Below are 25,055 nucleotides of genomic sequence, written 5' to 3' on the forward strand. Positions count from 1 at the left end.
TGAGTGGACTGCCTGTCCTAACTAAGGTTAGACTCCGCTAACGTGTCGAACACCCCCGAAAGAAAGGCGATGAAAATGAGTGAGTACGATTTACACTCGCTCATTTTGTCGTGCGATTTCCGGGTCGACGACGTGGAACAGATGTGGAAATGGATGGAGAAACATCGTTCCGGGCTGCAATCGATCGGCGCGCACCATGTGGTGCTTTACAAATCGATTTGGGAGCCGGGCCGGGTACTGGTGACGATCGGCATCCGGCATGCCCGGTCGATCCGTGACGTCCTGCGCTCGCCGGCGATTTTCGAGTGGTTCGATATTTCCGGCGTCGAAGATATTCCACCGGTATTCGGCGGCGAAGTGGTGGAGAAGATCGACCTGACCGAGCCGTCCCCACGCGGGCATGTGGCCGGGGTCATCGTGGGTGCCGTCGCCACCGTCGACGACGTGCCCACCCTGATGCGCAAGGTGCACGACGGCCTCGACCGCTTCGAGCAGGGCGGCATCCGCAAGATCTGGGTGTACCAGGCGCTCGACGACGGCCAGGAAGTGATGATCCTGCAGGAGGTCTCCGACGAGGTCAGCGCCCGCCAGTGGATCGACCACCCCGACGCGGCGGCCGAGTGGATGACCACGGCGGGATTCGGTGCCTACCCGACCCTGTTCGTGGGCAAGTTGGCCCACATCATGAACGTCGACGAGCAGGACGACTGATGTTCGTCTGTCTGTGCACCGGGACGACCAGTCAGGTCGTCAGCGAGATCGTGGCCTCGGGGGCCACCACCTCCAAGGCCGTGGCCGAGGCCTGCGGTGCCGGCGCCGACTGCGGACGCTGCCGGCGTACGATCCGCGCGATCATCGCCGCTCACCTGGCCGAGGACTGCTCCTCTCAGGTCAACGGCTGCCCCTCGCGGGTCACCCGCTAGTTTTCCGATCGGCGAACTGCGCCAGCGCATCTGCGTTGGCCGCCGCGCCCACCAGCTCGACGAACAATGCCTTCTCCCGCTCGACGGCCGCCGAGATGGCCTCGCGGATCGGGGCCACCATGGTCTGCTTGACGGCCATCAGGCTCGAAATCGGCTTGGCGGCAAGAATTTCGGCGTGCTGCCGGGCCTGCGACAGCAGGTCGTCGGGTTCACACACCTGCCACACCAGGCCCATCTGGGCCGCCTGCTGCGCGTCGATCCACTCCGAGGACATCAACAGCCAGGCAGCATTCTGCCTGCCGAGCAATCGCGGCATCAGGTACGAGGATGCTGCTTCCGGCGCCACGCCTAGACTGGTGAACGGGCACTTCAGCCGCGCCGTGGACGACATGAACGCCAGATCGGCGAAGCCCAGGATCGTCGTACCGATACCCACGCCGACCCCGTTCACCGCGCAGATCAACGGTTTCGGGAAATCGGCCAGCACCTCGATCATCCCGTAGAACCCGTGCTCGCCCGGCGTGAAATCCGGGTTGGCGATGCGGTGCTGCATCTCGACGAGGTCGTTGCCCGCGCTGAACGCCCGTCCGGCCCCGGTCAGCAGCACCACCGCCACCTCGGGATCCTCGGCTGCGGCGCGAAGTGCCACGGTCACCTCGTCATACAGTGCCTCGTTGAATGCGTTGAGCGCATCAGGACGGTTGAGGGTCAGCGTGCGAACCCGATTGTCGTCCTCGATCAGCAGGGTCAATTTCCACTCCTCGCGTGCGCGCCGTGACCGCTGCAGCCTAACTAGAACACGTTTCACTCTCGGGTGCCGGGTCGGCGAACGGACTCCGGTAGACATAGCGACTGGTCGGCACGGTGTCGATGTTTGTGCTCGCGCCGAAGGCGTCGGTGCTGGCCACCATCCGGCGCATGCGATCGGCCAGATCGTCGTCTGCGGCGCCGAAGAACGCGTGCAGATCCGACACCGCCGCCAGTGGGAACAGCTCCTCCACGATGCCGTCGATCGCAGGAGCATCCGCGGTGAGCGCGCGCACCACGGTGTTCTGGGTGTAGCCGAACGTGTCCTGGGTTTCGATGGCCACCGACGTGTGGTCGCGGTGCCAGCGGTGCAGCCAGGTCGCCTCGTCGAGTTCGGCCGGCCGGCGAAGCAGCGCGATGTTGGCCAGCCCATCGGTACGCTCACCCGGCGCCGTCGGCGCAGGCGTCATGGGCACCGATTCGGTGACCAGGTAGGCCGCGATCGAATCGCACTCGGCAGCAAGAAGTTTCAATGCACTCTCGACGGGTTCGGCGTAGTACTGCCGGACCCACATGCTGACCACCGCCATCACCGGCGGGTCCAGCGTCGTCAACGTCATCAAGGAGTCACGCACCGCGTCATCACGCACATTGAGCGTCAACCCCGGCAGCCCGAGAGCCAGCAGATGATCGCAGACCCGGGTTCGCAATCGGTCACACCACTGCTCATCCGACTGCTCGGCGCGCAACAGAACGATGACTTTCTCCACGTGGCAGAACCTACCGCCGCCTCGATCTGCGCCACGCGCGGGCGGATGTGCCGCCGCAGCCATGAGGCGAGTGAGAATGGTTGGGTGCACACGGGTGGACAGGCAGCCGACGCACTCCGGCTGAGTACCCCCGACGCCGGTGCGGTGGTCCGCAGCCTGATCGGTGTCTTGGCGGTTACTGCCGTCGCGCTGGCCGCTGGGTCCGGGGCGACGGCGATGTGGACGCTCGGCGGCGCCATCATCGCCAGTGCGATCGCGCTGCAGCGCAGTCCCGGTGGCCGGGTTCCCCTGGTGATGGCCGGCTCCGTCGAATTGGCCATCGCGGTGCTGCTCGGTTCCCTCTTCGGGGGCCACAGTGTGGTGTTCATCGTGATCGTGGCGCTCTGGTGCTTTGCCGCGGGCATGCAGTGGTCACTCGGCGCCAACGCCGGGCTGGTGGCCTCGGCCGCCAGCGCGCTGCTGGTGCTCGCCCCGCCGGCCCCGGTCAACCTGGCCCAGTCCGTATTGGCGCCCGCCCTGGTGATCGTCGCCGGCGTGGTGCAGGCCGTGCTGATCGCCGTCTGGCCACCGCGGCGTTGGCGCGTCCAGCGCGAGGGACTGACCCGGGCATACCACTCGTTGGCCGGCGACGCCCGCAACGTCGCCGCCGACTGCACCGCGACCGTCGACGATGCCCCGCTCACCTGGTTGCGGGAGGTCTTCGCCGACAGTCAGGTCAGCCAGCGACCCCGTGCCTACCACGGCGGATACCGGCTCCCGGAGCGCATCGCGGGCACCCTGGCCTCGTTGCGCTCCACCGCCGATCGGGACAACTCGACCGACGGCGGACAGACATCGGCGGCCGAGGCGGGGTTACCACAGTTGCTCACCGCCGCGGCGGTGCTGCTCGACGCGATCGCCGACCACGGCCACACCGCCCGCCGGGACGCCGAGCACGCACTGGTTCGGGTCCGCACCGCGGCCGCCGCCGTGACCGGACCCGAAGCGGCGCTGGCGCAACGTCTGTGCGAACAGTTGCGCGAGGCCGCGGTGCTGCGGTTCGGCCAGTTGCACCGGCCCGATCTGATCGGCTCCCTGGCCTCGGCGCCCGCGGTGGTCCGCTCGCATCTGAGCTGGACCTCGCCGATCCTGCGGCACGCGATCCGGTTGTCGGTGACGACCGCGCTGGCCGTGGCGGCTGCCCGCTACGGCGGTCTCGAACACGGCTACTGGATGCCGCTGGCCGTGGTCGTGGTGCTGCGGCCCGAGACCGCGCACACCTACACCCGCTGCGCCGGGCGGATCGCCGGCCTGGCGGTCGGGATCGTCGTCGCCTCGGTGCTCACCCTGCTGTGGCAGCCGGGCCCGATCGCCTCGACCGTCTGCGCCGTGATGTTCGTCGGGATCGCCTATGCGGTATCTCAATTCGGCTACCTCGCCGTAGGCGCGACGGTGGGTGCGATCGTGATCTTCACCGTCGGCGCCGGCGCCACGGCGCCCTGGGCGGGTCACACCGACCGGCTATTCGCGGTGATGATCGGCGGCGCCTTCGCGGTGATGGCCCATGTGGCGCTGCCCGACCACGCCCTGATCCGGCTGCGCCAGCGCGCCGGTGAATTGCTGATGACCGAGATCGACTATGCCGCACTGGTGATCAAGGCATTCGTGCACGAGATCGACCACCCCGCCGAGGTCCTGTCGGCGGCCTGGCAACGGGCGTTCCGCGCGCGGGCCGCCTTCGAAGCCGCGTGGGGCGCCACCAGCCTGGACCCGCCGATCCTGCGGCGCTGGCTGCGGTCCTACCGCACCGCGCTCAACTCGGTGACCAGCGCCTGCACCACCTTGGAGAACAGCCTGCCGACCCACCCGTCGTCGGCGCTACACGGCGAGTTCGTCGCTGCGGTGGACGATTACGTCGAGGCCCTGCGCGGGGCACCACCAAGCCCTGCGGTGCCGTGGAGCCTGGACACCGCCGAGCTGTCGACCGCGCTGCGGCGGGTGCACAACGTGGCCTCGACGCTGTCCGCCGACAACGGCGCGGCGCGCATCCTGATCGGCGAGCTCGCCACGATCACCCGCAGCCTCGAAGAGATCGCGATCGACCGGGTGGCTCCGGCCGGTGAATCCCGTTAGTCCAGTCCGCGCGCCCACTTCGGCAGGATGAAGACTCCCTCGGCCTCGGCGGTGATGCCGTGGGCATCTGAAACATGGCCGGAGGCAAACGCTTTGATCCCGTCGGTCCGGGTGATCCGGCCCTCGGCGTGCAAATCGCCCAGTGGGGTGGCCCGCAGATAACGAATGGTCAGGGTGCCGGTGAACCGGGGCCGGTCGGAGTCGCTGGCGGCCACCTCCCCCAGCACGTGGTCGAGCACCATGGCGACCATGCCGCCGTGGACATGCCCGGGCGGTCCTTCGTAGGCCGCGCCGAGGTGAAAGTCCGTCCGCACCCCGCCGTCGGGATCCTTGACGATCAGCAACGGCGGCGCCATCGGATTCCGGATGCCGATCGCCGGGTTGCCCCACGGCATCCGGTCGCCGTCGGAGGTGTAGCGGACCCCGAACGACCCGTCGATCTGTGCGGCCCGCAACCGCGCCGTGGCAGCGTCGATCTGGGCCCGCACCGCGGCGACCTCGTCGGCGTCGACCTCGGAGCGGATGGTGGCGTCGATCAGCGCGCGCACCGATCCGGCCAACGGCTCCCATACCGTCCGCAGACGCTGAACATCCGCGGAGGTGAGCCCCTCGACATGGGTGTAACCCGGCATGCCAGCACTAGACCACGTTCGCCTCGCCGGTGTCGAGTCGTCCGCGTACCGTCACCAAGGTGACGGATCCTGCCCAGACAGAGCCCTATTATCGGCTCGGGTCCTATCACCGGCCGACGGATACCCCGTCACGGCCGGCGCAGGTGTGGTTCGACCGCGGCATGGTGTGGTCGTATGCGTTCAACCATGAAGAGGCCGTCCGGTGCTTCGACCGCGCGCTGGCCCTCGACCCGGATTTCGCGCTCGCTCGCTGGGGTATCGCCTACGCGGTCGGCCCCAATTACAACAAGGCGTGGGAGTCCTTCGACCCGACCGACCTGAGCACCTCGCTCGCGCGGGCCCGGACCGAACTCGAGCGAGCCGCGACAGGCCGTGCCAGCGAGGTGGAACGCGGCCTGATGTCCGCGCTGCACAAGCGATTTCCGAGTGCCGACCCCGAGGACACAGTGACCCTGTCCACTGGCCACAGCGCGTACGCCGACGCGATGGTGGCGCTGGCCCGGCGTCATCCCGAGGACGTCGACGTGCAGGCACTGGCCGCCGATGCGCTGCTCAACGTGACGGCGTGGGCCCTGTGGGACGGCCGCACCGGTGAGCCGGCGCCGGGATCCCGTGTGCTGGAGGCGAAACGCATTCTCGATGCGGCCCTGGCCACCGCGGCCGGCCGGCAACACCCCGGCATTCTGCACCTCTATATCCACGCCATGGAGATGTCGACGACGCCGCAGGCAGCCCTTCCGGCCGCCGATCTGCTGCGCGGGCTGGTGCCCGACGCCGGGCACTTGGAGCACATGGCCAGCCACATCGACGTCCTGTGCGGCGATTACCGCAGCTCGGTGACGGCCAATCTGGCTGCGGTGCAAGCGGACCGGAAGTTCGTCGCCCGCGAGGGAGGACTGAACTTCTACTCGCTCTACCGGGCGCACGACCTGCATTTCGTGGTCTACTCGGCGATGTTCGAGGGCAGTTCGCAGATCGCGCTCGACGCGGCCGACGAATTGGCCGCCCAGCTCACCCCTGAGTTGCTCGCCGTTCCGTCCCCACCGATGGCGGACTGGCTCGAGGCATTCGTGCCACTGCGGGTGCACGTCCTGGTGCGGTTCGGCCGGTGGGACGACCTGATCGCCGAGCCGTTGCCCACCGATCCGGATCTGTACTGCACCACCACCGCGACGATCCACTACGGCCGCGGCGTCGCCTATGCGGCCACCGGACAGACCGAACGGGCCCACACCGAGCTCGCGGAGTTCCTCGCCGCCTACCGGCGTATCCCCGCCACGCGCTACCTGTTCAACAACACCAGCCGCGACATCCTGGCCATCGCCGAGCAGATGCTGCGCGGCGAGATCGCCTACCGGGAAGGCGATCATCAGGGCGGCTTCGCCCATCTGCGCCGCGCGATCGAACTCGACGACGCGCTGCCCTACGACGAACCGTGGGGATGGATGCAGCCCACCCGGCACGCGTACGGCGCGCTACTGCTCGAACAGGGCCAGGTCGAACAGGCAGCGCGGGTGTACGCCGCCGATCTGGGTCTGGACCCCACGCTGAGCCGGTCCAGCCAGCATCCCAACAACGTGTGGAGCCTGCACGGCTACCACGAGTGCCTTCGTCGGCTGGGCCGCGACGCCGAGGCCCTCATCATCGGCAGGCAGCTCGAGGTGGCGCTGGCCCGGGCCGATGTCGCCGTGCGGGCCTCCTGCGCCTGCCGTCTGGAGGTCGTTCATCCGTGTTGCGACGACCGATCCTGAGCAGGCCGGCGCGTAAACTCGGCCGAGTGGCCATCAGCGAGAACGACCTCGGTCAGTTGCGCAAATGTGTCGAGTTGGCCCGTGAAGCACTCGACGACGGTGACGAACCGTTCGGATCGATCCTGGTCGACAACGCCGGCACGACGGTGTTCGCCGACCGCAATCGGGTCAAGGACGGCGACGCCACCCAGCATCCCGAATTCGCCATCGCCCGTTGGGCCGCGGCACACATGAGCCCCGGCGAGCGCGCCGGCGCCACGGTGTACACCTCCGGTGAGCACTGTCCGATGTGCTCGGCCGCACATGCCTGGGTGGGTTTGGGCCGCATCGTCTACGCCACGTCCTCGGCCCAGTTGAGCCGGTGGTTGTCGGAATGGAAAGTGGCGGCTGCGCCGGTCGCTGCGCTGCCGATCACGACGGTGGCTCCCGGCATCGAAGTGGACGGGCCGGCCGACGAACTCGTCGCACCGATGAAGGACCTCTACGCGGCGAAGTTCCGTGTCTGAACCGCAGTGGGTGGCGCACGCCATCTGGTGGCACGTCTATCCACTGGGCTTCGTCGGTGCGTTTCCGGCCGAGCCGCCGCCGACATCCGACGAACACCGGCTGCGGCGGATCGTCGGCTGGCTGGATCATGCCGTGCAGCTCGGCGCCTCCGGCATTGCCCTCGGTCCGATCTTCGCGTCCCGAACCCACGGCTACGACACCACCGACCACTTCCGCATCGACCCGCGCCTTGGCGACGACGACGATTTCGACCACCTGGTGGCCGAGGCCCGCGACCGTGGTCTGCGCATCCTGCTCGACGGGGTGTTCAACCACGTGGGCACCGACTTCGCCCGCTACCGCGAAGCGCTCGACGGCGGACCGGACCATCCGTCTTCCGCGTGGTTTCGCCGTCGCCCCAACACCTCTCGATTCGACACCTTCGAAGGCCACGACGAGCTGATCGCGTTGAACCACGACAACGCCGAGGTGGTGGATTACACCGCGGCCGTCCTCGCGCACTGGCTCGACCGCGGTGCCGACGGCTGGCGCCTCGACGCCGCCTATGCGGTGCCCGACCGGTTCTGGGCACGGGTCCTGCCGTCGGTGCGCCAGAAGTTTCCGCACGCCTGGTTCGTCGGTGAGGTGATCCACGGTGACTACACCGCGACCGTGCAGGCGTCCACGGTCGATTCGGTGACCCAGTACGAGCTCTGGAAGGCCATCTGGAGCAGCCTCAATGACGAAAACTTCCACGAACTGGACTGGGCGCTCAAGCGGCACAACGACTTTCTGGACACGTTCGTTCCGTTGACCTTCATCGGCAACCACGACGTGACCCGGATCGCCAGCCAGCTGCAGAACCCCACACACGTCGAACATGCGCTCGCGGTGTTGCTGACCACTGGCGGGACCCCGAGCATCTACGCCGGTGACGAATCGGCCTACCGCGGCGTGAAAGAGCAGCGGCGCGGCGGTGACGATGCGGTCAGACCCGAATTCATTGCTCCCCCCGCGGATTCCGATGCCCTACGGCTGCACCGGCACCTGATCGGGCTGCGTCGTCGCCACCCGTGGCTGCACACCGCGACCACCTCACCGTTGTTGCTGACCAACTCGCACTACGTGTACCGGACCAGTGCCGGCGCCAAGTCCCTGATCGTCGCCCTCAATGTCGGCGATACGACGTTGAGGTTGTCGTTGCCCGATCTCGGTGTGCCGTCAGGTGTCGTCATCGCCGGTTCCGGCGCGCCACCGCAGGACGAGATCGGCCAGACGGACGTCGGCCCGCACGGTTGGTTGATCATCCAGCCGCACTGAGCAATTCGACGGTCAGCGGATCAGGTTCACCACCGTAGAACTTGTCCAGCACCGATTCGAAGTCGGCACTGTCCTTGGTGACCGCGGTGAACAACGTCATCGACGACCGCACCTTGAGGTCATCGGGGTGGCCGAACACCTCCCGCGCGGTCCGCCCGTCGATCTGTGCCACCAGCCGGGCACACTCCCGCAGCCGCGGACCCAGTGTCGGGTGGGCCAGATACGCGCTCGCCTCGTCAACAGAGGCAATCCCGTAGTGATGGGCCGTGGAACTGTGGCCCAAACCGCGCAATTGCGGAAAGACGAACCAGATCCAATGGCTGCGCTTGCGGCCGTCCCGCAACTCCCCCACGACCTGTGAATACACCCGATCTTGAGCCGTGACGAACCGGGCGAGGTCATACGGGTCATCGCCGACCATGCCGCCAATATCGCATACCCGCGTTATGTTTGGTTTCAATGTCTATTTTTGAGAAGGCAGCGTCTGAGCGAGCAGCGTCCGAGTCGGTAGCTTCCGCTCAGACCGAGTTCTCCTCGAAATTCCGCCGGCGCAGCACCCTGTCCCGCATCAGCATTCAGTCCAAGCTCCTGGCGATGTTGCTGATCACCAGCATGCTTTCGGCGGCAGTGGTCGGTGTCATCGGCTACCAGTCGGGCCGGAGCTCGCTGCGCGACTCGGTGTTCGACCGGCTGACCGAGACCAGGGCCGCACAGGCCCGACAGTTGGAGTCCGAGTACCGCTACCTGAGGAACTCGCTGGTGGTGTACACCCGGGGAGCCACAGCGGCCGAGGCCACGGCAGCGTTTACGACGGCGTTCGATCAGCTGCGGACAGACCCGGTGACGCCCGAGGAGCAGAAAGCCGTCTCCGGCTACTACCGCAAGCGCTTCTCCCGCAGCACCGACACCGCCTCGGGCAACCAGATCGACGTCGCGGCGCTGATCCCGACATCGAACGCCCAGATCCATCTGCAGGCCGCCTACACCGCGCCGTTCGACGACCGAGCCACGGCGATCACGATCGACGACGCGCGCGACGGCAGCGACTGGTCGGCGGCCAACGCCCGGTTCAACGACTACTTCCGCACGATCGTGACCCGATTCGGGTTCGAGGACGCCTTGCTTCTCGACACCCGCGGCAACGTGGTCTACAGCGCCTACAAGGGGCCCGACCTGGGCACCAACATCTTCCACGGGCCGTACAAGAGCACAGCCCTGACACGGACATACCAGCAGGCGATCGAGTCCAACGCCCTCGACTACATCGGCGTCACCGACTTCGGCGCCTATCTGCCCGCGAACGGCCCCACCGCCTGGATGGTCGCCCCCATCCGCACCGGAGACCGCGTGGCCGGCGTCCTGGCCCTGCAGTTCCCGATTCGCGGGGTGAACCGAATAATGACCGCGGGCAGCAAGTGGGAGCGGGTCGGCATGGGTGAGACCGGCGAGTCCTACCTGGTCGGCCCGGACGGGCTGATGCGGTCGAACTCGAGACTGTTCATCGAGGACCCCGAACGATTCGAACACGAGGTGATCGAGGCGGGAACGGCCCCCGATGTCGCCGAAAAGTCCATTCGCCAGGGCGGCACGACGATGGTGCAGCCGGTGGCCAACCAGGCGTCCCGGCTGGCACAGCGTGGCCAATCGGGCACCCTCGTCGATATCGACTATCTGGGTAACGAGACCCTGATGTCCTATGCCCCGGTGCAGTTGCAAGGCCTGGACTGGGTCGTGGTGGCCAAGATCGACACCGCCGAGGCCTTCGCCCCGGTCACGTCGTTCACCCGCACCCTGGTGCTGTCCACCGTGGCCATCATCCTGGTGGTGTGTGTCGCCGCGATTCTGTTGGCACGGTTCTTCGTACGCCCGCTGCGCCGCCTGGAAGCCGGGGCCCACCAGATCAGCTCCGGCGAGCTGGGGGTATCCCTGCCGGTCCTGTCCCGCGACGAATTCGGCGACCTGACAATCGCGTTCAACGAGATGAGCCGAAATCTGCGGATCAAGGAGGACCTGCTCGAGGAACAGCGGCACGAGAACGACCGGCTGCTGCTGTCGATGATGCCCGAGCCGGTGGTACAGCGGTACCGCGACGGCGAGGAGAACATCGCCCAGGACCACCAGAACGTCACCGTCGTCTTCGCCGACCTGCTCGGGCTCGAGGAGCTGTCGGCCGATCTGTGCGCCGACGACCTGTTGGCGATGGTCAACAATCTGATCCGCGAATTCGACTCGGCAGCAGAGAATCTCGGTGTCGAACCGGTACGCACGTTGCACAACGGCTATCTGGCCAGCTGTGGGTTGACAGTGCCCCGACTCGACAACATCCGCCGCACTGTGGACTTCACCGTCGAGATGCAGCGCGTCGTCGACCGGTATCGCAACGAGTCCGGATACGACGTACGGCTGCGGGCCGGTATCGACACCGGGACCGTGGGCAGCGGCCTGATCGGCCGATCCAACCTGGCCTATGACATGTGGGGATCCGCGGTCGATCTCGCCTACCAGGTGCAGAGCGGGGCACCCCAGGCCGGCGTGTACGTCACCGACCGGGTGCGTGAGGCCACCCAGGACGCCCGGCAGTACACCGCCGTGGGATCGGTGACAGTCAACGACGTCGAAGTGCCGATCTGGCGATTGGCGGACCGTCAGTCATGAGAAGTGTGCTGGACACCGACTGGTTCTACTGGGCGTTGACGGTGGCCATCGGGCTGCCGGTCGGCCTGGTGGTGCTCACCGAACTGCACAACGCTCTGACCCGACGCGGCAGCTACCTGGCCCGGCCGATCGGCCTGCTACGCAACTACATTCTCCCGCTGGCCGCACTGCTGATCCTGCTGATCAAAGGTGGCGAGATCTCGGCAGAGGCCACCACAGTCCGTGTCGTTGCCACCGTCCTCGGTCTCGTGGTGATGATCCTGCTGCTGTCCGGCCTCAACGCGACCCTGTTCCAGGGCGCGCCAGAAGGCAGCTGGCGCAAGCGGATTCCGTCGATCTTCCTCGATGTGGCCCGGTTCGCGCTGATCGCCGTCGGGGTCGGCATGATCTTCGCGTACGTCTGGGGCGCCAACGTCGGCGGACTGTTCACCGCACTCGGGGTGAGCTCCATCGTGCTGGGCCTGGCCTTGCAGAACTCGGTGGGCCAGATCATCTCCGGTCTACTCCTGTTGTTCGAGCAGCCGTTCGAGCTCGGCGACTGGCTGGACACCCCGTCGGCGCGCGGACGTGTGGTCGAAGTGAACTGGCGCGCCACCCACATCGACACAGGCAGCGGCATGCAGGTGATGCCCAACTCGGTGCTGGCCGGCGCCTCGTTCACCAACCTGAGCCGCCCGGCCTCGTCGCATTCCATCTCGGTCACCACGGTGTTCGGCACGTCAGACTCCCCCGACGAAGTATGCCGACTCCTCACCCAGATCGGCAGTCGGCTGCCACAGCGGCGGCCCGGCGCCGCGCCCACCTCAGTAGCGTTGGGCCGCAACGAATATCGAACGTCGATACCGCTGCGCTCACCGGCGGACGACGGGGCGGCCCGATCAACGTTTCTTCGCTGGGTCTGGTACGCGGCAAGGCGGGCCGAGTTGCATCTGGATCAGGCGGTCGACGATTTCAGCACCCCGGAACGGATGGACAAGGCAGTACGCGAGATTGCGCCGGCGCTGCGGTTGAGTTACACCGAACAGCAGGATCTGCTCACGCATTGCCGCCTGAGCCGGTTCGGCGCCGGTGAACAGGTGCAGTTCGCCGGAGAGGTCCCGAGCCGAATGAGTTTCATCGTCGAGGGCCGGATTCAGATGACGGTTGCCAGCCGAGACGGCTCGATCGCACCGGTACGCACACTCGGCAGCGGCGACTTCCTCGGCCAGTCGACGTTGATCCGCCAGAAGGCGCTCGCGGACGGCCATGCCACCGTGGAAACCACACTCCTACAGGTGGAGCGCGAGTTCCTGGAGCGGCTGGTATTGCGGAATCCGTTGCTGCTTCAGGACATCGGCCGAATGATCGAGGAGCGTCGATCAACTGCTCAGCAGGTGTCGACCGCCGGCCCGCGGCCGGCTACGGTCTCGGCGCCGAGTTCCAATCGTTAGCCAACCGCGATCTGGTCGCACGGCGCTGTTACGGGTGTGACTGGTCTGGCCCGTGATTCACTTTGCTCACAAAGCGACGGCAAACGCTTGTGGCGAAGAAAGGTGGGTTGGTTGCCGTTATGAAGTTCCTCAGAAACATGCGTGGCACAGCGGAGTCTGCGCCGAAGATGTGGCTGCGCCGGTTGATGGTTGGAGCCGTTACGGCACTGGCCCTGCCCGGATTGGTCGGGCTCGTCGGCGGGTCGGCCAGCGCCGGCGCGTTCTCCCGGCCGGGGTTGCCGGTGGAGTATCTCGACGTGTTCTCCCCGTCGATGAACCGCGATATCCGCGTGCAGTTCCAGGGCGGCGGACCACATGCGGTCTACCTGCTCGACGGCCTGCGGGCGCAGGACGATTACAACGGCTGGGACATCAACACACCGGCATTCGAGTGGTACAACGATTCCGGCCTGTCGGTGGTCATGCCGGTCGGCGGGCAGTCGAGCTTCTACACCGACTGGTACCAGCCGTCGAAAGGCAACGGCCAGGACTACACGTACAAGTGGGAGACCTTCCTGACCCAGGAACTGCCCACCTGGCTGGCCGCCAACCGAGGCGTCTCGCAGACCGGTAATGCGGTCGTCGGCCTGTCGATGGCGGGCAGTGCCGCACTGACCTACGCGATCTACCACCCGCAGCAGTTCATCTATGCCGGAACACTTTCGGGCTTCTTGAACCCGTCCGAAGGCTGGTGGCCGATGCTGATCGGTCTGGCGATGAATGATGCGGGCGGGTACAACGCCGAGAGCATGTGGGGCCCGTCGACCGATCCGGCCTGGAAGCGCAACGACCCGATGGTCAACATCAACCAGCTGGTCGCCAACAACACCCGCGTCTGGATCTACTGCGGTACCGGCACCCCGTCCGATCTCGACGCCGGCACCAACGGCGGCAATCTGATGGCCGCGCAGTTCCTCGAAGGTCTCACGTTGCGGACCAACATCACGTTCCGGGACAACTACATTGCAGCCGGCGGCACCAACGGGGTGTTCAACTTCCCCGCCAACGGCACCCACTCCTGGGGCTACTGGGGCCAACAGCTGCAGCAGATGAAGCCCGACATCCAACGGGTGCTCGGCGCACAGTCGGCCACCTAGATCCATCACCACAGGGAGCCTGCCGTAACCCCCAGCGGCAGGCTCTCTGCTGTGTGCGGGAGTAGTTTGTGGAGGATGGTCGAGACCTCGTCGACACCCACGGCGAACGCTCGGATGCTCGGCGGGGTTGCCGCCGCCGCGGTAGCGCTCGGCGTGGCGCAACTCGTCGGCATCGGGTTCTCGCCGCAGGCCGATCCACGCAACGCTGTCGGCGCGGCGATCGTCGACCTCACACCGGGGCCGGTCAAAGAGTGGGCAATTCAGACCCTCGGCACGTTGGACAAACTGTTTCTGTCCGTGGTCGTGCTGGTGGTGATCGCCACCGTCGCCGCCCTCGCCGCGACCTACGAAACCCGCCGCCGGCCGGTGGGCAGCGCGATCTTCGTCGTCGCCGGAATCCTCGGATGCGCGGCCGTGCTCTCGCGGCCGGACTCGTCTGCGCTCGACGTGGTGCCCACGGTGATCGGCACCGCGGCCGGCGTGGCCGCGCTGCGGTGGCTTGCCGGCCGGCTGTGGACTGGGCCGGCCGGCTCCCCCGGCTCCCCCGACGACGTCGACGACGTCGACGCCGGCCGGCGCGGCTGGCTGATCACCGCCGGGTTGCTCGGTGTCGGCATTGCCGGCGGAATCGTCGGCACCGTGATCGGCAGGCTGGCCAGTTCGGTGGCGGCAGAACGTGACAGCGCGGTGATCCCGACTCCGCGCGTACCGGCTCGGCCGGTCCCGGCAGAGGTCCAACCGGCCGGGGTGACCCTGCCGAGTTTCCTCACCGACAACGCCGACTTCTACCGGGTGGACGTCGCCCTGAGCGTCCCGCAGCTCAGCCGTCAGGATTGGCGGCTGCACATCCACGGCATGGTGGACCGCGAAGTCACCTATAGTTTCGCCGACCTGGACCGGTTCGAGGCCGTCGAAAAGGTCATCACGCTGACGTGTGTATCGAATTCCGTTGGTGGAGACCTGATCTCGAACGGCGTGTGGACCGGCTACCGCCTGACCGACCTGTTGGACGAGGCCGGAGTTCACCCCGACGCGGACATGCTGCTGTCGACGTCGGTCGACGGGTTCACCGTCGGCACCCCGGTGCAGGCCCTCCACGACGGGCGCGACGCCCTGCTCGCGGTGGGCCTCAACGGCCGGCCGCTACCGGTCGAACATGGTTATCCGGCCCGGCTGGTGGTGGCCGGCCTCTACGGTTACGTGTCTGCCACCAAGTGGGTCACCGACTTGGAACTCACCCGGTTCGACCGGGCCGAGGCGTATTGGACCAGGCAGGGCTGGGCGCCGCGGGGCCCGATCAAGACCGAGTCCCGCATCGACGTGCCGAGACCGCGGCAGAAGGTGCCGGCCGGACCGACGACCTTCGGTGGTGTCGCCTGGGCACAGAATCGCGGCGTGCGCGCCGTCGAGGTCCGCATCGACGACGGCCCATGGGTCCCGGCCCATCTGGGTGCGGCGTATTCCGATCAGACGTGGCGGCTGTGGAGCCTGCCGTGGCAGGCGAGCGACCCGGGCGACCACACGATCACGGTGCGCGCCACCGACAACACCGGCGTGGTCCAGACCGCGCAGGAAGCGCCGCCGGTGCCCGACGGGGCGACCGGTTGGCATTCGGTGACGTTCACCGTGGCTTAACGCCTGAGTCTGCGCCAGCTGACGACCGCGACCACGACACCGATCACCGCGGTGATCGGACCGATGATCGACCAGGTGGTGGTGTTGCTCATCGGGCTGCCCTGCAGCACACCGAATCCTTGCAGGGCCCAGATCGCCCCGAACAACGCCACGATCACACCGATCGCAAGCGTCACGATGAATCCCCGGTTCATGGAGTCGGATGCTACGCGCCGGTGGTCGCGTTCACCCACGGCGAACCCGTCCGCCAGTCGAACCGGGAACAAACCCATCACCGACAGGGTTGAGCGCATCAGACTGAACTTTGGAGGTTCGATGCCTGAACACACAACGCCGAATGCGTTGCCGGTCCTGTTCCTGAGCGAGCCGATCGTGCTGCCCGGAATGGTGGTGCCCGTCGAACTAGACGACGCCGCCCGCACCGCGGTGGCCGCAGCCCAGGCCAGCGAGGCCGGGAAACTGCTGATCGCCCCGCGGTTGGACGACCGGTACCCCACCCACGGTGTGATCGCCTCGATCGTGCAGACCGGTCGCATGCCCGGCGGCGTGGAAGCCGCCGTCGTCCGTGGTGAACGCCGTGCCCACATCGGGTCCGGCACCACCGGCCCCGGCACCGCGCTGTGGGTCGAGGTCGACGAGGTCGCCGATATCGAGTCGAGCGATGCCACCTTGGCCTTGGCAGCCGAGTACAAGAAGCTGCTGCTGGCCATGCTGCAGCGTCGCGAAGCGTGGCAGATCGTGGACGTGGTCAACAAGATCACCGATCCCTCGGCCCTGGCCGACACGGCCGGGTACGCCTCATATCTGACCGACGTGCAGAAGCGCGAGCTGCTGGAGACCGAAGACGTCGGCCGTCGCCTGAGCCTGCTCGTGGAATGGACCGGCGAACACCTGGCCGAGGTCGAGGTGAACGACAAGATCGCCGAGGACGTCCGGGCCGGCATGGACAAACAGCAGAAGGAATTCCTGCTGCGCCAGCAACTGGCCGCGATCCGCAAGGAGCTCGGCGAGTTGGGACCTGATGGCCAGGAAGGAGAAGCGGATTACCGGGCCCGCGTCGAGGCTGCCGATCTGCCCGAGAAGGTCCGGGAAGCGGCGCTTGGTGAGGTCGGCAAGCTGGAACGCTCCAGCGAGCAGAGCCCCGAAGGCGGCTGGATCCGCACCTGGCTCGACACTGTCCTGGACCTGCCGTGGAACGAGCGCACCGAGGACTCGACCGACCTCAAGGGAGCGCGGGAAATTCTGGACGCCGACCACCATGGGCTGGACGACGTCAAAGACCGCATCGTCGAGTACCTGGCCGTGCGGGCTCGTCGCGCCCAACGGGGCCTGGCCGTCGTCGGCGGTCGCGGATCGGGCGCGGTGATGGTGCTGGCCGGTCCACCTGGGGTCGGCAAGACCTCGCTGGGCGAGTCCGTGGCGCGGGCGCTGGGCCGCAAATTTGTGCGCGTCGCCCTGGGCGGTGTGCGCGACGAGGCCGAGATCCGCGGTCACCGGCGCACCTACGTCGGTGCGCTGCCGGGTCGCATCGTGCGGGCCATCGGCGAGGCGGGTTCGATGAATCCCGTTGTGCTGCTGGACGAGATCGACAAGGTGAGTTCGGATTACCGGGGCGATCCGTCGGCCGCGCTGCTGGAGGTGCTGGACCCGGCGCAGAACCACACGTTCCGGGACCACTACCTGGATCTGGATCTGGACCTGTCCGACGTGGTGTTCCTGGCGACGGCCAACGTCATCGAGAACATCCCGTCCGCTCTGCTGGACCGCATGGAGCTGGTGCAGATCGACGGCTATACCGAGGACGACAAGGTTGCCATCGCACGGGACTATTTGTTGCCACGGCAGGCCGAGAAAGCGGCGCTGACGGAGTCCGAGGTGACGGTGACGGACGCGGCCCTACGCAAGATCGCCGCGGACTACACCCGCGAGCCGGGTGTGCGGCAGTTCGAACGGCTGCTGGCCAAGGCGCTGCGCAAGGTCACCACGAAGCTCGACTCGACGTCGGCTCCGATCACGATCGATGAGCCGGATCTGGTCGAGTACCTGGGCCGTCCCAGGTTCACCCCCGAATCCGACGAACGCACCGCGGTGCCGGGGGTGGCGACCGGTCTGGCCGTCACCGGCCTGGGTGGCGATGTGCTCTACATCGAGGCCGGCGCGAACGACGGTGAAGCCGGTCTGGCGCTCACCGGTCAGCTGGGCGACGTCATGAAGGAGTCCGCGCAGATCGCGCTGTCCTACGTGCGGGCCCACGCCGAACAGTTGGGGGTCGATCCCAAGGCACTGGACCGTCAGATTCACGTCCACGTGCCGGCCGGCGCGGTGCCCAAGGACGGCCCGTCGGCCGGCGTCACGATGGTCACCGCCCTGGTCTCGATGGCCACCGGACGCCAGGTCCGCGGCGACGTCGGGATGACCGGCGAGGTCACCCTCAACGGCCGGGTGCTGCCGATCGGCGGGGTCAAGCAGAAGCTGCTGGCCGCGCAGCGGGCCGGGCTGAAGACGGTGTTCATCCCGGCGCGCAACGAGCCCGATCTGGACGACGTCCCGGCCGAGGTGCTCGACGCCCTGGAGGTCAAACCGATGACCGACGTGGCCGACATCATCGCCGAGGCGCTCGAGCCGATCCGAGAGGCGGCATCTGTCGCCGCGTAGGTGGGTATCCCGTCTGCAACCAACGGCGGGGAGGGACGATGGACGACACCGAACTCGATCAATGGGATCCGATCGTCACCCGGCAGGCGGAGTCGGTGGCCGCCCCGATCGCCAAGTGGTGGTTTCGTTCCGAGGTCCGTGGCCTGGAGAACATTCCAGGCCACGGCGGGGCGCTCGTGGTCGCCAATCACTCCGGCGGGATGCTGACCCCTGATGTCCTGGTCTTCGCCCCGGCGTTCTACCGGCATTTCGGATATGCCCGCCCGCTCTACACCCTGGCCCACTACGGCGTGCTGCTCGGACCGACCGGCACACTGTTCCGGCGGCTCGGGGTGATCCACGCCAGCCGGGAGAACGCCGCGGCCGCCCTGCACTCGGGCGCGGTTGTGCTGGTGTTCCCCGGCGGTGATTACGACGCCTACCGGCCGAGCGCCGAGGCCAACACGATCGACTTCAACGGCCGCACCGGCTACGTGCGCACCGCGCTGGCGGCCGGCGTCCCGATCGTGCCGACGGTCTCGATCGGGGCCCAGGAAAGCCAGTTGTTCCTCACCCGGGGCAATTGGCTGGCCAAGCGGCTGGGCCTGCCCCGCTTTCGGCTGGAGATCCTGCCGGTGAGCGTCGGCCTGCCGTTCGGGCTCAGCGTCATCGTGCCGCCCAACCTGCCGCTGCCCACCAAGGTCGTCACCGAGGTGCTGCCGCCCATCGACATCACGGCCCGCTTCGGCTCCGACCCCGATGTCGCCGAGGTCGACGCGCACATCCGCGGGGTGATGCAGACCGCGCTGGATCGACTGGCGGCGAAACGGCGGTTCCCGGTGCTGGGCTGAGGCCGGGCGCATGGAATCCTGTCGGGCGTGACGTCAGAAGCAACCACGGGCGAACGGCACCTGTCCCGCCAGCTGTCCAACCGGCACATCCAGCTCATCGCAATCGGTGGCGCGATCGGAACCGGCCTGTTCATGGGCTCGGGCAAGACGGTGTCGCTGGCCGGGCCCTCGGTGATCTTCGTCTACATGATCATCGGCTTCATGCTCTTCTTCGTCATGCGGGCGATGGGCGAGCTGCTGCTGTCCAACCTGCATTACAAGTCGTTCGCCGACTTCGCTGCCGACCTCCTCGGCCCGTGGGCCGGTTTCTTCACCGGTTGGACGTACTGGTTCTGCTGGATCGTCACCGGCGTGGCCGATGTGGTGGCGATCTCGGGGTACGTCGCCTACTGGTGGCCCGATCTGCAGCTGTGGATCCCGGCGCTGGCGACGGTGGTGGTGCTGATCGCGTTGAACCTGCCGACCGTGCGGGCGTTCGGCGAAACCGAATTCTGGTTCGCCCTGATCAAGATCATCGCCATCGTGGCGCTGATCGTCGTCGGCCTGGTGATGGTGTTCACCCACTTCGAGTCCCCCGGCGGCTCGCACGCCAGCTTCGCCAACCTGTGGAACGACGGCGGCTTCTTCCCCACCGGCCCGATGGGGTTCGTGGCCGGATTCCAGATCGCCACCTTCGCGTTCGTCGGCATCGAACTCGTCGGCACCACCGCAGCCGAGGCCAAGAACCCCGAACGCAACCTGCCCAAGGCGATCAACTCGATCCCCGTGCGCGTCATGCTGTTCTACGTCGCGGCCCTGATCGTCATCATCTCGGTCACGCCATGGCGGATGATCGACCCGCAGCACAGCCCGTTCGTGGCGATGTTCACCCTCGCCGGCCTCGGCATCGCCGCCTCGGTCGTCAATTTCGTCGTGCTGACCTCGGCAGCGTCGTCGGCCAACTCCGGCATCTATTCCACCTCGCGGATGGTCTACGGTCTGGCCGCCGAGGGGGACGCCCCGACCCTGTTCGGCCGGCTCACCAACCGGCGCGTGCCGGCCAACGCGCTGTTCCTGTCCGGGGCGTTCCTGCTGTCGGGTGTGGTGATGGTGGCCGTCGGCGACTCGATCATCGAAGCCTTCACGATCGTCACCACCATCTCGTCGCTGTGCTTCATGTTCGTGTGGACGATCATCCTGTCCAGCTACCTCGTCTACCGCAAACGCCGGCCGCACCTGCACGAGACGTCGAAGTTCAAGATGCCCGGCGGTGTCGCGATGTGCTACGTCGTCCTGGGGTTCTTCGTATTCCTGATCGTGGCCTTCACGCTCAAGGAAGACACCAGGCAAGCCCTGCTGGTCACCCCGATCTGGTTCATCGTGCTCGCGGTCGCCTGGGCTGTGCTGCGCCGCCGGCCCAGGCATCTCGCCCGCGAAGCCGCGTTCCGTGCCGATCTGGAGTCCCCGGATTCCGACTAAGGTGATCCCATGGTGGATCTTGGTGATCTCAAGCGTCGCATCGTCCACGGCGCCCAGCGCCTCGTCGTCAACCCGGTGGGCCGGCAACTACCCATCACCATGCTGGAGACCACCGGCCGCAAAACCGGCCAACCGCGGCGCACCGCCGTCGGTGGCCGGGTCGTCGATGGGCAGTTCTGGATGGTCTCCGAACACGGCGACCGCGCGCACTACGTACTGAACATCAAGGCGAATCCCGCTGTGCGGGTACGGATCAACGGCACCTGGCGCACCGGCACGGCGCACCTGCTGCCCGACGACGACCCGGTCGCCCGATTGAGAGAACTACCGGCCCTCAACAGCGCGGTGGTTCGGGTCATGGGCAGCGACCTGCTCACCATCCGGATCGACCTCGACTGATGCCGGTTTCGCCATAACGGCCGAGAATGGCCGTTAACATAGGGGCTGCCTGACAGGGACGGGGGCCCAACGAATGTTGACCGCAGTACGCAAGATCCTCGAGTTCCAGATGACGATCGCGGAGTGGATCGGAACGGCGATCATCCTCGCCGTCCCCTATCTGCTGATCGGCCTGATCTGGTCGCTCACCCACACCAGCCACCTGGCCGGTATGCACGGCGCCGACGCGGTGGTGTCCTTCCTGGGCTCCATCGTGTCGTGGCCGGTGCTGCTGTTCACCAACGTGTGCATGAGCTGAGGAGGAACGGCGAATGCCTGTCGCGAACCGGATCTCGGTCACCCGGCGCACCGCGCGGTGGTCCGAGCAGGACGTCACCATCGCCGACGCGATGGACCTGTGGGGCTTCGCGGCCGGCGCAGCCAACGTGATCATGCAACTGTCCCGGCCCGGCGTCGGTTACGGGGTCGTGGAGAGCACCGTGGATTCCGGCAACCTGCTCAAGCACCCGTGGAAACGGGCCCGCACCACGCTGAGCTATCTGGCCGTGGCCATCCTCGGCACTCCCGAGGACAGGGCCGCCTTCCGCGATGCCGTCGACGTGGCCCACCGCCAGGTCCGGTCCGGGCCGGCAAGTCCCGTGCCCTACAACGCTTTTGACCGCGACCTACAACTGTGGGTGGCAGCCTGCCTGTTCGTCGGCTTGGAAGACGTCTATCAACTGCTGCGTGGCGAGATGACCGAGGTCCAGGCCGAGCAGTTCTACCACTCGGCAGCCACCCTGGGCACCACGTTGCAGGTCAGTCCCGAGCAGTGGCCGGCGACCCGGGCGGAATTCGACACCTACTGGGATCAGGCCTGCGCGCAGGTCGCCATGGACGACGTCGTCCGGCAGTATCTGCACGATCTCGTGAACCTGCGGATGATCACCCCGCTGCTGCGAATTCCCTTCCGGCCACTGCTGAAATTCCTCACCGCGGGGTTCTTGGCGCCGGTGTTCCGCGATGCCGTCGGCTTCACGTGGGGTCCGGGCCGGCAACGACTGTTCGAATGGCTCTTTCTTCTCGTGGCTTTCGGCAACCGGTTCCTGCCGGTGTTCATCCGCCAGGGCGGCAGCTACCTGTTGCTCGCCGACGTGCGCCGACGGGTGGCGGCCGACAAGGCACTGATCTGATGACCCGGCTGCGCCGGATCCTGAGCTACCAGGCCAGCGTCGAGCAGGTGCTCGAGACGTTGATGTGGCTGTCGCTGCCCTATCTCACGATCGGCCTGGTGTTCACGTTCTTCCATCCCGAGCAGGTACAGCTGATCGAAACGAGCCTGCTGACCAAGTTCCCGGCCGGCGCCGACCTGGTCGCGTTCGGCCAGGTGACCTTGCTGTGGCCGTTCCTGTTACTCGGCGCCGACATCTGCATCGCGGCGTGAGCGCCCGCTAGGGTCTTGCCTCGTGAAGGCCTGCCTCGTCGTCTGTGCACTCTTCGGCGCCGCCGCGCTTGCCGGCTGCGCTTCGGAAACCGTCATCAACACCGACGATGCCGCACCGCCCCCGGCGGTGAGCACCACGGCGGCGCCACCGGTGTTCGGCACCGCGCACCTGGTCAACGCGGCCGATTACGCGCTCGAGGTCGACGGCCGCAAGGGCTATTACTTCAGCACCCCCAGCGGGCGGTGGCGCTGCGCGATCCTGCCCCGAGACCGCGCCGGTTGCCAGCAGGCGAACGGCACGTCGGCCATCGGGGTGACCGGGGCGCCCACGGAGGTGCCCGACCCGACCGGCGGCACCGCCGTACCGAACGCCCTCGTCCTCGACCAGGACACCGACGCCTATTTCGCGGCCCTGACCGAGCCGGACTTCGCCCAAAGCGAGGCCGTGGTGCTGCCGTTCGGCAAGGTGTTGGCAGTGGCCGGGTTTCGGTGCAACGTCCAGGAGCAGTCCGGGGTGTCGTGCGTGCGGGAGTTGACCGGCCGAGGTTTCACCTTCTCCGCCGAGGGTTACACCCAGCACTACACAGATGTCCCCTAGCGATGGCAGATGATCAGGATCGGCACCTCGGGTTGGTCATACGACCACTGGACCGGGGTGCTCTATCCACGCGGGACCCCCGCGAAGGCGAGGCTGGGCCTCTACGTCGGCGAGTTCGACACCGTGGAGCTCAACGGCAGCTTCTACCGCTGGCCCGCTGACACCACGTTCACCGGCTGGCGCGATCAGCTACCCGACGGCTTCACGATGTCGGTCAAGGCCCACCGGGGCCTGACCCACTTTCGGCGGCTGCGCTCACCGGAACCCTGGACGCCGCGGTTCGAGCAGTACTGGCAACTGCTCGGGGACCACAACGAGGCCCTGCTGGTGCAGCTGCACCCGGCGATCGAACGCGACGACGAACTGCTCGACGCCTTCCTGGCGCAGCTGCCCCGCCACATCCGGGTGGCGATGGAATTGCGTCACCCGTCCTGGCACGATCCCGCCCTGTTCGCGGTGTTGGAGCGTCACCACGCCGCCTATGTGGTGATGAGCGGACCGGGACTGGTGTGCCGGCCGGTGGCCACCGCCGAACTGGTGTATGTCCGTATGCACGGTCCGGGCGACGTACAACACCACATGTACGCCGAGCCCTACTCCGACGACGAACTTGCCCAGTGGGCGCAACAGATTCTGCGGTGGGACCACGACGGTCACCGCGTCGTCGTGTACTTCAACAACGATCTGGGTGGTCACGCCGTACGCAATGCTCGAAAACTCAAGCAGTTGGTGTCGGGCGAGTACGCTGAATCGACATGACAACGTCGCCCACATTCGTGATCGTCGGTGGCGGCCTATCCGGCGCCAAGGCCGCTGAAGCACTGCGCGACAACGACTTTGACGGCCACGTCGTGTTGTTCGCCGCCGAGGATCACCTGCCGTACGAGCGCCCACCGCTGTCCAAGGAATACCTGGCCGGCACAAAGACCCTCGACGACTTCACCGTCGACACCCGCGCCTGGTACCGCGACCACAACGTCGACCTGAGATTGGGCACCGAGGTCACCGCCGTCAACGCCGCCGAGCACACCGTGGCGTTGCCCGACGGGACCACCGTCGGCTACGACAAACTGCTGCTGGCCACCGGGTCGGCCTCCCGGCGGCCACCGATTCCCGGTGCGGACGCGGCCGGGGTGCACTATCTGCGCACGATCGACGAGGCCGCGGCGCTGAGCGCGGCGTTGACCCCGGGCGCGACGCTGGCCGTCGTGGGCGCCGGATGGATCGGGCTGGAGGTCACCGCCGGCGCGCGCGAGCGCGGCGTGGACGTCACCGTCGTCGAGGCGGCATCTCAACCGCTCCTGGCGGCGTTGGGCCCCGAGCTGGGCGAGGTGTTCGCGCGGCTGCACCGCGAGCACGGAGTCGACCTGCGGCTGGGCCAGTCGGTGCAGGAGATCACCAGCGCCGACGGCACCGCCACCGGACTGCGGCTCGGCGACGGATCCAGCGTCACCGCAGATGCCGTGTTGGTCGCCGTGGGCGCGGCGCCGAACATCGGGCTGGCCGAGCAGGCCGGACTGGACGTCGGTGCCGGCGGCGTGCTCGTCGACGCCGGTCTGCGCACCAGCAACCCGGACATCTTCGCCGTCGGAGACATCGCCGCCGCGCAGCATCCGTTGTTCGGGGTGCGGATCCGCACCGAACACTGGGCCAACGCGCTCAAACAGCCCGCGGTGGCGGCTGCGGGGATGTTGGGCCGAAGCGTCGAATACTCAGAGCTGCCCTATTTCTTCACCGATCAGTACGACCTCGGCATGGAGTACGTCGGACATGCACCCGAATATGAGCGCGTGGTGTTCCGTGGCGACGTTGCTGGGCGGGAATTCGTCGCGTTCTGGCTCGACACCGACAACCGTGTCCTGGCCGGGATGAACGTCAACGTGTGGGACGTCCTTGACGACGTCAAGGCAATGATCCGGGCGCGCACGCCGGTCGATCCGCAACGTATCGCCGACCCCGCACAGCCGCTGTCGGCCGGATAGCTGCGCGCCCCGCACCCGCCGGCCGGGCGAAGTCGGTGCGGCGCAACGACATTCTCGTCGGGTCGGGGGTACGCGCTAACGTGCAGGAGTCACTCGGCAGGAAGGGGATTTGA

General features: G+C 67.1%; 25 protein-coding genes. 20 read left to right on the forward strand and 5 right to left on the reverse strand.

Annotation, left to right across the window (positions count from 1 at the left end; genetic code table 11):
* Positions 1–75: 75 nt before the first annotated feature.
* Positions 76–711, forward strand: a complete 636-nt coding sequence (locus tag A5733_RS13590; protein ID WP_076240511.1) for a fatty-acid--CoA ligase — start codon at positions 76–78, stop codon at positions 709–711.
* Positions 711–923, forward strand: coding sequence for a bacterioferritin-associated ferredoxin (locus A5733_RS13595; RefSeq protein ID WP_067768754.1), 213 nt, complete (start codon positions 711–713; stop codon positions 921–923). The genes A5733_RS13590 and A5733_RS13595 overlap by 1 nt, the downstream gene beginning before the upstream one ends.
* Here the strand turns inward: A5733_RS13595 and A5733_RS13600 are convergent.
* Both A5733_RS13600 and A5733_RS13605 read right to left on the reverse strand, forming a co-directional pair.
* Positions 913–1,674, reverse strand: coding sequence for an enoyl-CoA hydratase/isomerase family protein (locus A5733_RS13600; protein ID WP_067768751.1), 762 nt, complete (start codon positions 1,672–1,674; stop codon positions 913–915). The two genes, A5733_RS13595 and A5733_RS13600, sit on opposite strands and share 11 nt — an antisense overlap.
* 37 nt (positions 1,675–1,711) lie before the next feature.
* Positions 1,712–2,440: an EthD domain-containing protein gene (locus A5733_RS13605; protein WP_076240484.1), complete on the reverse strand. Its 729-nt coding sequence runs from the start codon at positions 2,438–2,440 to the stop codon at positions 1,712–1,714.
* 84 nt (positions 2,441–2,524) lie between these two features.
* Here A5733_RS13605 and A5733_RS13610 point away from each other — a divergent pair, with 84 nt between their 5' ends.
* On the forward strand, positions 2,525–4,552 hold the full coding sequence (locus tag A5733_RS13610; protein WP_076240512.1) for an FUSC family protein: 2,028 nt from the start codon (positions 2,525–2,527) through the stop codon (positions 4,550–4,552).
* On the opposite strand, the gene A5733_RS13615 is transcribed toward A5733_RS13610, so the two are convergent.
* Complete coding sequence (locus A5733_RS13615) at positions 4,549–5,184, reverse strand: PaaI family thioesterase (protein WP_076240485.1); 636 nt, start codon at positions 5,182–5,184, stop codon at positions 4,549–4,551. The two genes, A5733_RS13610 and A5733_RS13615, sit on opposite strands and share 4 nt — an antisense overlap.
* 59 nt (positions 5,185–5,243) lie before the next feature.
* Between A5733_RS13615 and A5733_RS13620 the strand changes: the two genes are divergently transcribed.
* From A5733_RS13620 to A5733_RS13630, 3 genes are read left to right on the forward strand one after another with little or no spacing between them, the layout of a single operon-like run.
* Positions 5,244–6,935, forward strand: coding sequence for a tetratricopeptide repeat protein (locus A5733_RS13620; RefSeq protein ID WP_076240513.1), 1,692 nt, complete (start codon positions 5,244–5,246; stop codon positions 6,933–6,935).
* 26 nt (positions 6,936–6,961) lie between these two features.
* A complete protein-coding gene (locus A5733_RS13625) occupies positions 6,962–7,441 on the forward strand; it encodes a nucleoside deaminase (RefSeq protein ID WP_076240486.1) in 480 nt (159 codons plus the stop codon).
* Complete coding sequence (locus A5733_RS13630) at positions 7,434–8,741, forward strand: alpha-amylase family protein (protein WP_076240487.1); 1,308 nt, start codon at positions 7,434–7,436, stop codon at positions 8,739–8,741. The genes A5733_RS13625 and A5733_RS13630 overlap by 8 nt, the downstream gene beginning before the upstream one ends.
* On the opposite strand, the gene A5733_RS13635 is transcribed toward A5733_RS13630, so the two are convergent.
* Complete coding sequence (locus tag A5733_RS13635) at positions 8,725–9,162, reverse strand: DUF1810 domain-containing protein (RefSeq protein WP_076240488.1); 438 nt, start codon at positions 9,160–9,162, stop codon at positions 8,725–8,727. The genes A5733_RS13630 and A5733_RS13635 overlap by 17 nt on opposite strands.
* Positions 9,163–9,200: 38 nt before the next feature.
* Between A5733_RS13635 and A5733_RS13640 the strand changes: the two genes are divergently transcribed.
* The 4 genes from A5733_RS13640 to A5733_RS13655 all read left to right on the forward strand — a co-directional run bounded on the left by A5733_RS13640 (position 9,201) and on the right by A5733_RS13655 (position 15,597).
* Positions 9,201–11,396 carry an adenylate/guanylate cyclase domain-containing protein gene (locus tag A5733_RS13640; protein WP_083666170.1) on the forward strand — a complete coding sequence of 732 codons (2,196 nt, stop codon included), beginning with the start codon at positions 9,201–9,203 and terminating at the stop codon, positions 11,394–11,396.
* Entirely contained in the window at positions 11,393–12,826 is a 1,434-nt protein-coding gene (locus A5733_RS13645) for a mechanosensitive ion channel domain-containing protein (protein WP_076240489.1), read from the forward strand. The genes A5733_RS13640 and A5733_RS13645 overlap by 4 nt, the downstream gene beginning before the upstream one ends.
* Positions 12,827–12,963: 137 nt before the next feature.
* A complete protein-coding gene (locus A5733_RS13650) occupies positions 12,964–13,962 on the forward strand; it encodes an esterase family protein (RefSeq protein ID WP_076240515.1) in 999 nt (332 codons plus the stop codon).
* Between the two features lie 75 nt (positions 13,963–14,037).
* Positions 14,038–15,597 carry a molybdopterin-dependent oxidoreductase gene (locus A5733_RS13655; protein WP_233152683.1) on the forward strand — a complete coding sequence of 520 codons (1,560 nt, stop codon included), beginning with the start codon at positions 14,038–14,040 and terminating at the stop codon, positions 15,595–15,597.
* Here A5733_RS13655 and A5733_RS13660 read toward each other — a convergent pair.
* Complete coding sequence (locus tag A5733_RS13660) at positions 15,594–15,791, reverse strand: hypothetical protein (protein ID WP_067768834.1); 198 nt, start codon at positions 15,789–15,791, stop codon at positions 15,594–15,596. The two genes, A5733_RS13655 and A5733_RS13660, sit on opposite strands and share 4 nt — an antisense overlap.
* A gap of 121 nt (positions 15,792–15,912) precedes the next feature.
* Between A5733_RS13660 and lon the strand changes: the two genes are divergently transcribed.
* The 10 genes from lon (at position 15,913) to A5733_RS13710 (ending at position 24,942) form a co-directional block, all read left to right on the forward strand.
* Positions 15,913–18,252, forward strand: coding sequence for an endopeptidase La (gene lon / locus A5733_RS13665; protein WP_076240491.1), 2,340 nt, complete (start codon positions 15,913–15,915; stop codon positions 18,250–18,252).
* 38 nt (positions 18,253–18,290) lie between these two features.
* Positions 18,291–19,082, forward strand: coding sequence for a lysophospholipid acyltransferase family protein (locus A5733_RS13670; protein ID WP_076240492.1), 792 nt, complete (start codon positions 18,291–18,293; stop codon positions 19,080–19,082).
* Positions 19,083–19,109: 27 nt separating this feature from the next.
* Complete coding sequence (gene cycA / locus A5733_RS13675) at positions 19,110–20,540, forward strand: D-serine/D-alanine/glycine transporter (RefSeq protein WP_076240493.1); 1,431 nt, start codon at positions 19,110–19,112, stop codon at positions 20,538–20,540.
* A 9-nt stretch (positions 20,541–20,549) separates the two neighbouring features.
* Positions 20,550–20,939 (forward strand): nitroreductase/quinone reductase family protein, encoded by a 390-nt coding sequence (locus A5733_RS13680; protein ID WP_067768728.1) that lies wholly within the window; start codon positions 20,550–20,552, stop codon positions 20,937–20,939.
* A 73-nt stretch (positions 20,940–21,012) separates the two neighbouring features.
* Positions 21,013–21,237, forward strand: coding sequence for a hypothetical protein (locus A5733_RS13685; RefSeq protein WP_067768726.1), 225 nt, complete (start codon positions 21,013–21,015; stop codon positions 21,235–21,237).
* A 13-nt stretch (positions 21,238–21,250) separates the two neighbouring features.
* The gene (locus A5733_RS13690; RefSeq protein ID WP_076240494.1) at positions 21,251–22,111 is read left to right on the forward strand and encodes an oxygenase MpaB family protein; all 861 of its coding nucleotides are present in this window, start codon (positions 21,251–21,253) and stop codon (positions 22,109–22,111) included.
* Entirely contained in the window at positions 22,111–22,362 is a 252-nt protein-coding gene (locus A5733_RS13695) for a hypothetical protein (RefSeq protein ID WP_067768722.1), read from the forward strand. Before A5733_RS13690 ends, A5733_RS13695 begins: the two co-directional genes overlap by 1 nt.
* A gap of 22 nt (positions 22,363–22,384) precedes the next feature.
* The gene (locus A5733_RS13700) at positions 22,385–22,960 is read left to right on the forward strand and encodes a hypothetical protein (RefSeq protein ID WP_076240495.1); all 576 of its coding nucleotides are present in this window, start codon (positions 22,385–22,387) and stop codon (positions 22,958–22,960) included.
* A 9-nt stretch (positions 22,961–22,969) separates the two neighbouring features.
* Positions 22,970–23,719, forward strand: a complete 750-nt coding sequence (locus A5733_RS13705) for a DUF72 domain-containing protein (RefSeq protein WP_076240496.1) — start codon at positions 22,970–22,972, stop codon at positions 23,717–23,719.
* Positions 23,716–24,942, forward strand: coding sequence for an NAD(P)/FAD-dependent oxidoreductase (locus A5733_RS13710; RefSeq protein WP_076240497.1), 1,227 nt, complete (start codon positions 23,716–23,718; stop codon positions 24,940–24,942). Before A5733_RS13705 ends, A5733_RS13710 begins: the two co-directional genes overlap by 4 nt.
* Positions 24,943–25,055 lie beyond the last annotated feature (113 nt).

The organism is Mycobacterium sp. NS-7484 (genome assembly GCF_001953975.1).
GTDB lineage: Bacteria > Actinomycetota > Actinomycetes > Mycobacteriales > Mycobacteriaceae > Mycobacterium.